The organism is Mycolicibacterium sp. SMGY-1XX (genome assembly GCF_059132455.1).
Genome location: NZ_CP101139.1, coordinates 6,283,820 through 6,296,463, shown reverse-complemented (window position 1 = coordinate 6,296,463; position 12,644 = coordinate 6,283,820). Strand labels below are relative to the sequence as shown.

Annotated in this window: 11 protein-coding genes; 5 read left to right on the top strand and 6 right to left on the bottom strand. The window is 66.2% G+C overall.

The window, feature by feature from the left end; genetic code table 11:
* Positions 1-3: 3 nt before the first annotated feature.
* Positions 4-1,476 (bottom strand): sugar porter family MFS transporter, encoded by a 1,473-nt coding sequence (locus NL241_RS30025; protein ID WP_487696570.1) that lies wholly within the window; start codon positions 1,474-1,476, stop codon positions 4-6.
* Between the two features lie 272 nt (positions 1,477-1,748).
* Between NL241_RS30025 and NL241_RS30020 the strand changes: the two genes are divergently transcribed.
* Entirely contained in the window at positions 1,749-2,927 is a 1,179-nt protein-coding gene (locus NL241_RS30020; protein ID WP_494395866.1) for a Gfo/Idh/MocA family protein, read from the top strand.
* A gap of 29 nt (positions 2,928-2,956) precedes the next feature.
* Positions 2,957-3,967 carry a sugar phosphate isomerase/epimerase family protein gene (locus NL241_RS30015; protein WP_487696568.1) on the top strand — a complete coding sequence of 337 codons (1,011 nt, stop codon included), beginning with the start codon at positions 2,957-2,959 and terminating at the stop codon, positions 3,965-3,967.
* Between the two features lie 13 nt (positions 3,968-3,980).
* Here the strand turns inward: NL241_RS30015 and NL241_RS30010 are convergent, their stop codons facing one another.
* Positions 3,981-5,429 (bottom strand): MFS transporter, encoded by a 1,449-nt coding sequence (locus tag NL241_RS30010; RefSeq protein ID WP_494395865.1) that lies wholly within the window; start codon positions 5,427-5,429, stop codon positions 3,981-3,983.
* Between the two features lie 206 nt (positions 5,430-5,635).
* On the opposite strand from NL241_RS30010, the gene NL241_RS30005 reads away from it, so the two are divergent.
* Positions 5,636-7,861 (top strand): S15 peptidase family protein, encoded by a 2,226-nt coding sequence (locus tag NL241_RS30005; protein ID WP_494395864.1) that lies wholly within the window; start codon positions 5,636-5,638, stop codon positions 7,859-7,861.
* 3 nt (positions 7,862-7,864) lie between these two features.
* Here NL241_RS30005 and NL241_RS30000 read toward each other — a convergent pair whose 3' ends face one another.
* A complete protein-coding gene (locus NL241_RS30000; RefSeq protein WP_494395863.1) occupies positions 7,865-9,469 on the bottom strand; it encodes an MFS transporter in 1,605 nt (534 codons plus the stop codon).
* Between the two features lie 106 nt (positions 9,470-9,575).
* Between NL241_RS30000 and NL241_RS29995 the strand changes: the two genes are divergently transcribed.
* Both NL241_RS29995 and NL241_RS29990 read left to right on the top strand, forming a co-directional pair.
* Positions 9,576-10,178, top strand: coding sequence for a ClpP family protease (locus NL241_RS29995; protein WP_487696564.1), 603 nt, complete (start codon positions 9,576-9,578; stop codon positions 10,176-10,178).
* On the top strand, positions 10,175-10,765 hold the full coding sequence (locus NL241_RS29990) for a ClpP family protease (protein WP_494395862.1): 591 nt from the start codon (positions 10,175-10,177) through the stop codon (positions 10,763-10,765). The genes NL241_RS29995 and NL241_RS29990 overlap by 4 nt, the downstream gene beginning before the upstream one ends.
* On the opposite strand, the gene NL241_RS29985 is transcribed toward NL241_RS29990, so the two are convergent.
* The 3 genes from NL241_RS29985 to NL241_RS29975 form a co-directional block, all read right to left on the bottom strand.
* Positions 10,762-11,091, bottom strand: a complete 330-nt coding sequence (locus NL241_RS29985) for a helix-turn-helix domain-containing protein (RefSeq protein ID WP_494395861.1) — start codon at positions 11,089-11,091, stop codon at positions 10,762-10,764. The two genes, NL241_RS29990 and NL241_RS29985, sit on opposite strands and share 4 nt — an antisense overlap.
* A gap of 58 nt (positions 11,092-11,149) precedes the next feature.
* A complete protein-coding gene (locus NL241_RS29980; protein WP_494395860.1) occupies positions 11,150-11,614 on the bottom strand; it encodes a hypothetical protein in 465 nt (154 codons plus the stop codon).
* A gap of 154 nt (positions 11,615-11,768) precedes the next feature.
* Entirely contained in the window at positions 11,769-12,506 is a 738-nt protein-coding gene (locus NL241_RS29975; protein ID WP_487696560.1) for a cutinase family protein, read from the bottom strand.
* Between the last annotated feature and the right edge of the window lie 138 nt (positions 12,507-12,644).

Genomic DNA, 12,644 nt, shown 5'->3' with positions numbered 1-12,644 from the left:
GGCTCAGCGCATACCGACGTAGATCTGTCCGGTCGACACGTCTTCTTCGAGTGCTTCCAGAGAGCGGCCGCGGGTTTCGGGCACCTGGGTGTACACGAACAACAACGCTACGACCCCGATGCCGGCGAACAGGAAGAACGATCCGGTGATTCCGATGGTCGAGACCAGGGTGGGGAAGTAGAGCCCGAGGAATCCGTTGGTGACCCAGCAGAAGAACACCGCGATGCCGATACCGAGGCCACGCATGTGCAGTGGGAAGACCTCCGCCAGCCACACCCAGACGGCGACGTTGAGGAAGGTCTGCATCGACAGCACGAACCCGACGACTAGGACCAGGATGACGTACGGGCGCGCGGGGTTGCCGGCCGGCAGCAGCATCGAGGCGACACCGACGAGGCAATGGAAGGTGGTGGTCAACGACAGGCCGATCAAGAAGGTCTTGCGGCGGTCCAGCCGGTCCATGTTGCGCAGCGCGATGATTCCGCCGATCACGGCGACCACCCCGAACGCGATGTTGGCGAGCACTGCCTGCTGCTCGCTCATGCCCGATTCCTCGAGCACCCGTGTGCCGTAGTACATGATCGAGTTGATCCCGGTGAGCTGCTGGGTCATGCACACACCGATGCCGACGAAGATGATGCGTCGCAGCCACTTGCTGCCCATGATCGCCTTCAGCCCGATCTGGTGTTCTTCGCGTTCCTCGCGGGCCACCAGTTCCACCTGGCCGAGTTCGGCCAGGGCCCGGTCCTCGGACCGGATGGTCTTCATCACCGCGAGCGCGTCGTCGTTCCTGCCCTTCTCCACCAGCCAGCGCGGTGACTCGGGCATCCGCAGCATGCCGAAGAACAGCGCCACAGCCGGCAACGCGCAGACCGCGAACATGATGCGCCAGACGCCGTCCACATGGCCGAGGGTCACGCCCAGGATCGCGTTCACCACGAACGCGGACAGCTGACCGACGACGATGGCCAATTCGTTGCGGCCGGTGATCGAGCCACGGATCTCATACGGCGACAGCTCTGCCAGGAAGACCGGGACCACCGTCGAGGCGCCGCCGACGGCGAGCCCCAGCACAATGCGGCCGGCCACCAGGACCGCGAATCCGGTCGGGGAGAAGGTACCCGGCTCGGGGCCGGCCGGCGAGAACACCACCAGCACCACGCCGACAAAGAACAACACCGCCAGGATCAGGATCGTCTTACGACGCCCGATGGCGTCGGAGATGATTCCACCCAGTAGAGCCCCGATCGCCGCGGCGAACAGCAGCGCGCTGATGACGACGCCCAGTTGGAGCAGGGAGAGCCCGAGTTCTTGGGCCATCGGACCCTCGGCGCCGTTGGCGACGCCGGTGTCGTAGCCGAACAGGAGGCCGCCCAGACAGGCGACGATGGAGATGAGCCCGATCCGGCGCCGGTGGGGGCCTTCTGTCAGGGGTGGTAGCTCGGCTTCCGACGCCGAGTCCGCATGTGCAGTCATGTCAGGGTCCTCCGTTGCTTGGCCTGCGGGATCTCTGGTGCCGACTGGCGGCGGTGATGCCCGTCACATGCACATAGACTAACGCGCGAAAGTAATTTGTAAAGTCATATGTACATTCAAATGCGGGGCGTCCCGTTTGAACCGCGGCCTTTCCCTGGTCAATCGAGAGCGCTCACAACGAATTTGACGCTTGACACCGGACGGTAGACCCTCCATAGTTGGCAAATTAGACCGGTCTAGTAGACCGAATGAATCCAGACTGGAGTGCAACCATGGGACAGGGAACGATCGGCGTCGCCGTCATCGGCGGAGGCATGGCGGGGCGCGCGCACGCCGCCGGCTACCGCACCGCTACCACCGTGTTCGGCACTGATCGCCCCGATGTCAGGCTGGTGGCGATCGCGGACAGCAACGCAGCGGTGGCCGACGACACCGCCAAGCGGTACGGCTATGAGCGGGCCGAATACGATTGGCGGGCCATCGCCGAGGCGCCCGACATCGACGCGGTGAGTGTGGTGGTGGCCAATCACCTGCACCGCGAGATCGTCGAAGGTCTGCTGGCCGCCGGCAAACATGTGCTGTGCGAGAAGCCCCTGGCCGGGTCGCTGGCCGACGCGGAGGCCATGGTCGCCGCTGCCGAGCAGTCCGATCGGGTGACCGCTGTCGGGTACACCTACCGCCGGTCTCCGGCCGTCGAGGCGATCCGTCGCGAACTCGCCGCGGGCACCATCGGTGAACTGGTCCACTTCAACGGCCACTACTGGTGCGACTACGCGCTCGATCCCACCTCGCCGATCACCTGGCGTTACCGCGGCGCTCCCGGAACCGGCGCACTCGCCGACGTCGGCAGCCACCTGCTGGATCTCGCCGAGTTCCTGTGCGGGCCCATCACCGAAGTCAGTGGCGCGACGTTCGCAACGCTGATCAAGCAGCGCCCGGTTCCGGTGGGCGTGACGTACGGACACACCAAAGGCGCGGTGAGCGGCGAGACCGCGCCGGTGGAGAACGAAGACCTGGCCACGTTCACCGCGCGGTTCGACAACGGCGCCGCAGGAACGTTCTCGGCCTCCCGCGTGGCACACAACCTGCCGGACGGACTGGCTTTCGAGCTGTTCGCCTCCAAAGGCTCTGCGGCCTGGGATCTGCACCGCGCCGGTGAATTCGCCCTCTCGGCCGACGACGTGCGTTCTGAACTCAGCGGCCCCCGCCGAGTGCTGATCGGGCCTGAGCACCCCTACATCCGTGGCGGCCTGCCGATGGACGCCGGCGGCGTCGGGCACGGCGTAGCCGACCTGTTCGTCTACCAGACCCGTGCCTTCCTCGACCAGATCGCCGGGACAGGCGATCTCGGGCCACTGCCCAGCTTCGAGGACGGTCTGCACGGGTTGCGCGTGGTGGCGGCAGTCGCGGAATCGGCCGCCTCCGGCGGTGCGGTCGTCAAGGTCCTCTGACCTCAACACCACTTCAGAAGGGTTTGATCATGAAACTGGGCCTCTACAACGCGATCCTGCACGACCGGTCGCTGCCCGAAGCGATCGACGTCATCGCCGGTCTCGGTCTGACCGGGATCGAGATCAACACCGGAGGGTTCCTGCCCGCGGTGCACGTACCGGCCATGGACGACATCCTGGACAGCGATACCGCGCGCGACGACTTCCTCGGGATCTTCGAGGGGACCGGGGTGTCGATCGCCGGCTTGAACTGCAACGGCAACCCGCTGCACCCCAACCCGGCCATCGGCGACAAGCATGCCGAAGACGTCCGCCGTTCCATCCGGTTGGCGCAGCGGCTCGGTCAGCACCGGGTGGTCACCATGTCGGGACTTCCCGGTGGGGAGCCCGGTGCCACCCGGCCGAATTGGATTGTCAACGCCTGGAATTCAGCCGCCTTGGATGTCCTGGACCATCAGTGGAAGGTGGCCGCGGACTTCTGGCGCGAAACCGACCGGCTGGCGCGCGATCACGATGTGAAAGTGGCTCTCGAACTGCATCCGCAGAACATCGTCTTCAACAGCGCGTCCATCCAGCAGCTGGTCGAGCTGACCGGGGCCACCAACGTCGGTGTCGAACTGGACGCCTCCCACCTGTTCTGGCAGCAGATGGATCCGGTCGCCGTCGTCCGGCACCTCGGCGACCTGGTGGTCCACGCCGCCGCCAAGGACGTCCGGGTCAACGCCGAGCATGCGGCCCTCAACGGTGTGCTGGACAACAGTTTTCGTCGGTTGCGGCCCGACGAAGCGCGGACCAACCTCGGTGGCGACGAATGGGCCAACGAGTGGCCGAAGAATTCGGCGTGGGATTTCGTCGCACTGGGGAAGGGGCATGACACCGCCTACTGGACCGAATTCCTGCGCGCTCTGCACGACGTCGACCCCGAGATGATGGTCAACATCGAGCACGAGGACACCGAACTCGGCCGGATCGAGGGCATCGAAGTGGCCGCCGACGTACTCAAAGCCGCCGACGCCGATCTCCGGGCGTCGCTGAAGTAGCCGACTGCCCAGATCAGCACTGCGGCCGGTCGGCGGCGCGGCGGGCGCGAAAGCTCCCCCATCCGACGAGGGCGGCGGCCAAGGCGGTCAGCGCGAGACCGGCGCAGGTGATCGCCTGACGAAACTGGTTCGCCTGCAGGGTGTTCCAGGTGGACGCCGCCACATCGCCGGTGAACACCGCAGCCAGGATCGTGCCGCTGACGGCAATGCCCACTCCGATGGCAACCTCACCGGCGGTGTCGATCAACGCGGCACCGATGGTGGTGCGATCGGCCGGCAGGCCCCGCATCACGTTGTTGCCGGCCACCACTCCCACCACGCGCATACCCGCCGCGACCAGCGCAAGTGAAATTGCCACCCACACATAGCCGAACCTGCCCAGCAGCGCGTACACCGCCAGCCCGCACACCACGGCAACGGCGCTGAGCCAAGCCGCCTTCTCGAGGCCCACACGGGTGACCAGCGGACCGATCACAGCGCCGCCGGCGAGAAGGACCAGCACCTGGGGCAGCATGGCGAGGGCTGTCTGCGCCGCCGTCCACTGCCAGTCGAGTTGGAGCTGCAGCGTCACCAGGTAGCTCAGGCCCGCGGTCGCCAGCGCGGTGGCGGCCTTGAACAGCAAACCGCTCGACACCAACGGGCGAGCGATGAGCGCGAAGTCCAACAGTGGTCGAGGCGAACGTCGTTGGTGAACAACGAACACGGTGCCGACCGCGATGGCGGCGATCGTCGTGACCCAGGGCAACCATGTTCGTGCGCCCGTATCCACAAAACACGTCGGAGCGATCAGCGCGAGGCCAATCGTTGCGGTACCGAACAAGGCTCCAGCGCCATCGATCGGCTGACGGTGCAGGTCGCCGGCTGTATCCGCGGCAATGCCATTGCGGATGCCGAGGAACGCCAACACCGAGATCGGCACGTTGATCAGCAGCAGGGCCTGCCACGGAGCGTAGGCGAGCACGAACCCGCCCACGGTGGGCCCCACCGCCAGCCCCACCAGGCCCACCGTGGAGATCAGGGTGGTGGCACGGATCCGGAGTCGGTCATCGTCGAACAGACGAAAAGCCAGAGCCAGCGATCCCGGCGTTGTCATCGCGGCGGCCAGACCCATGACCGCCCGGACTGCGATGAGCTGTTCGACGGTGGCGACAAGGGCGGTGGCCAGGCTGGCTGCCCCCAGCAACGCCAAACCCGACAGCATGATCCTGCGGCGCCCGAACCGGTCCGCCGCCGCGCCGAATGCCAGCATCAATCCGCCGAACACGACAGCGTAGATGCCGGTGACCCACTGCAAAGCTGTTGTGCTGGCGCGGAGTTCGCCTCCGATGGTGGGCAGCGCGACGTTGAGAATCGAGTTGTCGAGCATCTCGACCAGGAACACCGCCGACAGCCCGGTGAGGGCGACCCACACCTCGCGAAGTGATCCGGGCATGGCTGAGCGACGGGATGAATTGATGTGCATCTGAGCCCTTCTTCGATGTGAAGAAGTGACGGCTCAGGCGAGACCGTGTGTGCGCGTGCACCCGCCGCCGTAGCACTCACGGCCGGGGGCGGACCCACGTTTTTACTTCCGGTGTCCTCACGGTACCGGACGGCCCGGCCGAATTCACCGTTGACAGATTCGCGAAAGTGTCCCGCGAGGTAGCGCCGGCTTGATAGGCACTAAGGATGGGAGCGGGGAGATACGTAGGACGCGTCGGTGGGTTGGCGGTTGCGCTCGGGATCGGGGCGGCGATATTCACCGGGGCCGCGGTCGCGGCGGCCGATGAGGACGCGACCTCAGCCGGGTCGTCGTCGTCGTCCGCGAGCGCCGAGCAGGAGCCGTCCTCGGACAAGCGGGAGCACAAGAGCGATCACGACACGACCAAGAGCGATACGAAGGCTCAGGACGATCCGGATCCGAAAGCCGACGACGACGACACGGACGCCGGCGAACGCAGGAAAGACCGCAAGACGGCCCGGGGGCACACCGAGCGCGAGCGCGCGGTCGAACAGGCGGACGACGGCGAACCCGCTGTCGAAAAGGACGCCGCCGAGGAACCGGTCGATACCGCCGCCGACGAACCGGCCGAGGTTGTCGCCACTGAACTCGACAGCACGACGGTGGAGCACCCCCTGCGGGACGACGAACCCGACAGCCCGGCAGCGGTGTCGCTGGTTCTGCCGGTGGTCGGCGCCGGCCGGGAGGTCACCGAGAAGTCCTACCCCGTCCCGACGGATGTCGAGGTCACCGAGGTCGTGGCGCCGTTGCAGTGGCTGCAGACCATTCCGGTCGCGGGCCGGCTCGTCGTGACGCCGATCGTCCAATTCATCCATGCCATCCCGCTCGTCGGCGAGGCCCTGCATCCGTTGATCGGATGGCCGATCGACCATGACGCGCCACCCGGGGCGCCTCGGCCGCGTACGGTGCGGGTGACCTCCTTCGACGGCACCGAGATCTACGTCAACTTCATGCCGGCGCGGGGGCTCGAGGCGGGGGATAAAGCGCCGACCGTGCTGAACGGCCCCGGCTTGGGACTGCCGGGAGCGACGACACTGGACCTGGAGTGGGACGGCCTGCTGCCCAACGATGTGATCGGCGTGGGTGCCCTGCGCGGCGCCGGGTACAACGTGGTGACCTGGGATCCGCGCGGGGAGTGGCATTCCGGCGGGGTGATGCATCTGAACTCGCCGGATCTGGAGGGACGCGACGTCTCGGCGATCATCAGCTGGGTGGCATCGCTGCCGGAAGCGCAAATCGACGCCGACTACGATCCGCGAATCGGTATGGTGGGCGCGTCGTATGGTGGCGGAATCCAATTGGCCACTGCCGCAATCGATCACCGCGTCGATGCGATTGTTCCGACGATCGCGTGGAACAGTCTGGTGGACGTGCTGTTCCCGCGCGGCGCGGTCAACAGCAGTTGGGGCACCCTGCTACCGTCGGTGCTGCTGTTGACGTTGGCCCGCGAACATCCGCGCATCTTCCCGGTGGCCGTCATGGGGGTGCTGTTCGGAACCGCCCAGCAGTCCGATATCGACCTGGTGACCGACCTCGGGTATCAGGACCAGATCAAGGACATCACCGCGCCCACGCTGTTGATCCAGGGCACCGTCGACACGTTGTTCACCCTCGATCAAGCCGATGTTGTTGCCCGCCAACTCATCAAGGCCGGCACCACCACCAAGGTCATCTGGTACTGCGGCGGCCACGGCGCCTGCCTCAGCGACGATCCCCGCGGCGACGTCGTGCTCGATCGCACGCTGGACTGGCTGGACCGCTACGTCAAGAACGACAAAGCGTCCGACGTGGGACCGCAGTTCGAATGGGTTGACCAGCTCGGCACCTGGCACGAATCGGAGACCTACCCGGCGCAGAAGGACCAGACACCGATCGTGGCCCGTTCGACCGGGAGCAAGACATTGCCCTACATCCCGTTCCTCGGCGGGTCGGGCCCGAACTGGCTGATCCTCCGAGAGGACCCCATCCAAGCGCTGCTCGGCCTGCCCACGGCTTCGGCCGCCACCAACGCCGTGAACCTCCACGTTCCGGATGCCAAGAGGCTGACCTACGTGGTGGGGGCCCCGACGTTGACCCTGACCTATTCCGGCACCGGCACCGCCGAGCATGTGTACGCACAGATCGTCGATGACGAGACAGGTCTGGTTTTGGGTAATCACGCCACCCCGATCCCCGTCGTGCTGGACGGAAAGACCCACACCGTGACGTACTCGCTGGAGCAGGTGGCCCACACGCTCCAGCCGGGCCAGTCGGTGACAGTGCAGATCGTCACGTCGTCGGTCAAGTTCTTCAACTTCTACAACTGGGGTTCGATCACGGTCGAAGGTATGTCGATCAGCCTGCCCACGCTGAGAGACGAGGCGGCACAAACCAATTCAGAGGTTGCGGCCTGAGCGCTACCGCCTGCCGCGTACCGCCAGATAATGCTCGGAGACCGGCACACCGTCGGTGTACCGTTCGACGGCCTCCTCGATCAGCCGGTCCTGACCTGTGAGCCGGGTGTAGTGCTGGTGCATGTGCTCACCCCAGGACCGCACGACAAACGTCTCGACGAACGTCGACTCGTGCTCGATGCTGCGGAACAGCCGCCACTGTGCCGCGCCGGTGCGTTGCCGGGACCGGCCCAGGACGTCCATGGCTGTCAGGAATGCGTCCTCGTCCGCCGGGGCGACGTGGTACGAGGTGATCACCAGCACCGGCCCGTCGAGCGGTTCGGGGTCGAAGATCAGGTTGGGCTCGGGCCAGTGCGATGACGGTGTGAGGTCCAGGTCGCCGGTCTTGGCGTGCAGCGGCCACCACAGCGAGGACAACCCGCAGATCACCAACAATCCGGCGCTGATCACCAGGCTGGTGACGCTGGTGGTGGCTCCGGCGACCAGACCCCACACCAGCGACCCCACCGCCTGCCCGCCCATGAAGACCAGCTGATACACCGACAATCCACGGGCACGAACCCACGACGGCAGGCTCAGTTGCATCGAGGCATTGAGTGTCGAGAGCGACAGCAACCAGGAGGCGCCGCCCACCAGCAAGGCCACCAGCACAGCGACGAAGTTCGGTACCAGCGCCAGCACCAGGGTGGTGACCGCGAATCCCGCTGCACCGGCCGTCAGCAATATGTTCTGGCCGAACCGGGTCCGCAATCGTGAAAGCAGGAACGCGCCGAGCACCGCCCCGGCTCCGAGAGCGCCCAACAACAACCCATAGCCCGACGATGACAACCCGAGCTGACTGGCCGCGACCACGGGCAGCAGCCCCCACAGGGCGCTGGCCGGTGCGATGAACAACGCCGCGCGCAACAGGATCCGCCGCACGATCGGTGAGCTGCGAATGAAGCGCCCGCCTGCGCTGAGGGCGGCCAGCGCCCGCTCGGGCGGATAGTTCTGCTCGACCGGTGGCCGTCGCCAGGAGACGAGCACGATCACGATCCCGGCGAAGGACACGGCGTTGAGAGCGAAGACCAGCGTCGGGCCCGACAGGGACACCAGTACACCGGCGATCGCGGGCCCGATGGCCCGCGCCAGGTTGATGCTCATGCTGCCCAGCGCAGCGGCGGCCGGAATCTGTTGAGCGGGAACGAGATCAGGCTGGATCGCCTGCCAGGCGGGCGCCACCAGCGCCTGCCCGCAGCCGACCAGGAACAACAACGTCAGCAGCACCGCCGGAGTGGTCAACCCGGCGCCTGTCAACGAGGCGAGCAGACCCACGCCCGCGGCCATCGCCCCCTGGGTGGCGATGAGCAGTCGGCGCCGGTCGATGAGGTCGGCCAGCACACCCGACGGCAGGGCCAGCAGCATCACCGGCAGCGTGGTGGCGGTCTGCACCAACGGCACCAGGACCGCGGCGCGCGGGTCCTCGACGAGCATCCACTGCGCGCCCACGGTCTGCATCCAGGTACCGAGATTGGAAACCAGCTGCGCAATCCACAGGGCGCGATAGACCGGCGATCGCAAGGGTGCCCATGTCGAGGTGGACGATGTCGATGTGCCCGCCGATGTCATCCGCTGCTCCCCTGTGAGGCCCTGTGACCACTGTAGAAGGGCGCTCGGTTCTGCCCACAGCAGCGTGGGCGGCGAAAACGCCCACAGCTGCGGCAGTGTCGACACCATGACCGACGACAAACCCCGACTGTTCAGCCAACAACTGCGTGACGATCTGTTTCGCAAACGTGTGCTCGTCCTCGACGGCGCGCTCGACGACGACAATGGCACCGTTCTGGTCACCCAACTGTTCTCGCTGGCGACGGACTCCGATCAGGACATCGCGTTGTGGATCCACTCACCCGGCGGATCGGTGCCGTCCATGCTGGCCATCCGCGATGTGATGCGCCTGGTGCCCTGCGATGTGAGCACGCTGGCGCTCGGATTGGCGTGCAGTGCCGGGCAGTTCCTGTTGTCCTCCGGAACGCCGGGCAAACGGTTCGCGCTGCCCCACGCCCGCATCCTCATGCATCAGGGTTCGTCGGGTATCGCTGGTTCGGCAGTGGAGGTCGAGGTTCAGGCCGACGATCTCCGGCATACCCGAGATACCGTGCTGGGGTTGATAGCCGCCGATACCGGCCAGGACGTCGAACGCATCTTCACCGACTCCTTGCACGACCGGTGGTTCACCGCCGAGCAGGCCCGCGAATACGGTTTCGTGGACCGGGTGGTGACCGAATTCGGCCAGATCGTCCCCGCCCACAGGTCATCGTTCGGGATCAGCGCATGAGCACCTACACGATCCCGAATGTCATCGCGCGCAGCACTTCCGGTGAGCGCATCATGGACGTGTACTCGCATCTGCTCACCGAGCGCATCGTTTATCTGGGCACCGCCATCGATTCCGGGGTGGCCAACGCACTGATTGCTCAGCTGCTACATCTGGAGGCCGACAATCCCGAGCAGGAGATCAGCCTGTATGTGAATTCCGAGGGCGGCGACTTGTCGGCGATGCTGGCGGTCTACGACACGATGCGTTTCATCAAGGCTCCCGTGGCCACCACGTGCATCGGGCAGGCCGTGGCTGCGGGTGCGGTACTCCTGGCTGCGGGCACACCCGGTCGCCGATCGGTGTTGCCGCACAGCCGGGTGGTGCTGCACCAGCCGGCGGCCCAGTCGCGCGGGACCATTCCCGATCTGATCCTGCAGGCCGACGAGGTGGTGCGGGTGCGCAATCAGCTGGAGACCATCCTGGCGCGGCACACCGGGCGGGCAATCGAGCAATTGCGCCATGACACCGATCGCGACCGGGTCTTCACCGCGGACGAAGCGGTGGCGTACGGCCTGGCCGACCGTGTCCTGCAGGAGCGGGGTTAAGCGGCCAGCAGCACCGGGCCGGACGACGGCCGGGCGGTGGGGCGACTCAGGTCGGCCGAGATCGCGCCGAGTAGGCGAATCAGGTTGATCTCCAGGGCTCCACACACCGCCGCGATCATTTCGCTCGACGGCTCCTTGCGGCCGCGTTCAATCTCGGAGAGGTATTGCGGGGAAACCCCGGCGCGCTCGGCGACGTCCACCAGCCGGTCGCCTCGGTGTTCACGCGTGGCCCGCAGCCGACGCCCGAGCAATTCCCGCCACAGCGGCTCCGGTTCGGGAGCCGGCTGCGATCGACGGTCCGGGTGAATGCGGGTGACCTGGCCCATGGGGCCATCATCACGCGTCATCCACCGTCGCGACGCCGCTGTTCGCGGTGGGCGGAATTCAGCGTGGGGTGAGGCCGCCGGCGTGCACCGGACGCCGGGGTGCGGGCTGCGGAGTGCGGGTCTTCTGCCGGCGCTCGATGTCGTGCCCGATACGACGGCTCAGGGCCCGGCTGTCCCGACGGGTCAGGGCGTGCAGGCGTTTGGCCAGGAGGTCGAGTTGCCGCCAGCTCAATCCGTCCAGATCGCCCTCGGAATCATGGGTGGCGATCACCACCGCACCGCGCAGCAGTGGGACTGTCTTGGCATCGAACCTAGTGGTTGCCAGCAGCATTTCCGTGGCGCTGCGATTGACGCGGCGTTGGCATCCCCGAGTGGTCGGGGCGAACCAGAAGTCGAATTGCCGGTCGGCACTGGTGAGGCTTTCCAGGCCGTGATCGGTGACCAGTTCGGAGATGTCAGCCCTGGTGAACGCGCGGGTTTCGTAGGCGACACCATTCGGGCTGAAATAGAGGACGGTATTCATGGGAGTGTCCTATTCAGAGGTGGAAAACATCGCTGTCGGATCCGGGCGGCCGGTGCGGTCGCTGACTAAAGATTTGCCAGATAACGGTTTGAATAAACCTCACTAACAAACAAATTTCACTCTGGTTTTGCGTGAACGACAATTATGGTGTCGATCAGACCCCGGAAGCCGCTGCGGAACCACCGATCGACCGGGCGGCGAAGTCCGCGGCCTGGTCGGCCATGCCGTTGTTCTTGTACGAACTGTGGGCCGCCCGATCGAAGCCGCCGGGGAAGCACACCGGGTCGCCCTGCGCACACAGCTGCAGTGTCTTTGCCGAATACAGCGATCCGACGGTGATCGGCGGAGCGGAGCGGTCCACCAAATTCAGGAACCAGGTGTCCGGGGTGCCGAAGAGCACCACCGCGTCAACGTGCGAGGCGGTGGCGGGCGGCATCGGCCCCAGTCCGGCGGGCAGATTCAACCCCGCCGGCACGGCGTCGAACGTCGTGTAGCCGGCCACCGCTGCGCCCTGTGAGTAACCGCCGAGCACGATATCGGTGGTCGGGCAGCTTGCCGCCACCGACTCGATCTTGTTGCTGGCGTCCGCCACGCCATTGGCTGCGGCCTGGAAGTCAAGCGAGGCAGGGTAATTCACGGCGTAAACATCGACGGACTTGCCGGGGAGGCGAGAGGTCAGGGCGTTGACGAACGCCTGGCCGGTGTCGCCGACGCCGGGTGCCTCGAAAGTGCCGCGCGCGAACACCACTTCGACATCGGGACACGCCGGTGACGGAGCCGCAACGGCCACGCCGGCGGCCTGGGGTCCGGCCAGGGCGGCGAAAGCCACTGCGGCCGCGCCCAATCCGCTCGCCATCCGCTTGGTTGACTTCTCGCTGAACGGGCTTCGCATGCTCGTACCTTTCGCAGGACTTGATGAGTGAAACAAGACTCCCGCGAACGGCGTGCTGGCACATCGACGCTGGCATCCACCCTGCGCAACCGCTAGTCGGAATCAGCTATTCCAGCTAGCCGGTAGAGGCAACCCCGC

Bases quoted from the DNA above. Each gene is read 5' to 3' on its own strand.
- NL241_RS30025 (WP_487696570.1), bottom strand. From the start codon at position 1,476: ATGACTGCACATGCGGACTCGGCGTCGGAAGCCGAGCTACCACCCCTG.
- NL241_RS30020 (WP_494395866.1), top strand. From the start codon at position 1,749: ATGGGACAGGGAACGATCGGCGTCGCCGTCATCGGCGGAGGCATGGCG.
- NL241_RS30015 (WP_487696568.1), top strand. From the start codon at position 2,957: ATGAAACTGGGCCTCTACAACGCGATCCTGCACGACCGGTCGCTGCCC.
- NL241_RS30010 (WP_494395865.1), bottom strand. From the start codon at position 5,429: ATGCACATCAATTCATCCCGTCGCTCAGCCATGCCCGGATCACTTCGC.
- NL241_RS30005 (WP_494395864.1), top strand. From the start codon at position 5,636: ATGGGAGCGGGGAGATACGTAGGACGCGTCGGTGGGTTGGCGGTTGCG.
- NL241_RS30000 (WP_494395863.1), bottom strand. From the start codon at position 9,469: ATGACATCGGCGGGCACATCGACATCGTCCACCTCGACATGGGCACCC.
- NL241_RS29995 (WP_487696564.1), top strand. From the start codon at position 9,576: ATGACCGACGACAAACCCCGACTGTTCAGCCAACAACTGCGTGACGAT.
- NL241_RS29990 (WP_494395862.1), top strand. From the start codon at position 10,175: ATGAGCACCTACACGATCCCGAATGTCATCGCGCGCAGCACTTCCGGT.
- NL241_RS29985 (WP_494395861.1), bottom strand. From the start codon at position 11,091: ATGGGCCAGGTCACCCGCATTCACCCGGACCGTCGATCGCAGCCGGCT.
- NL241_RS29980 (WP_494395860.1), bottom strand. From the start codon at position 11,614: ATGAATACCGTCCTCTATTTCAGCCCGAATGGTGTCGCCTACGAAACC.
- NL241_RS29975 (WP_487696560.1), bottom strand. From the start codon at position 12,506: ATGCGAAGCCCGTTCAGCGAGAAGTCAACCAAGCGGATGGCGAGCGGA.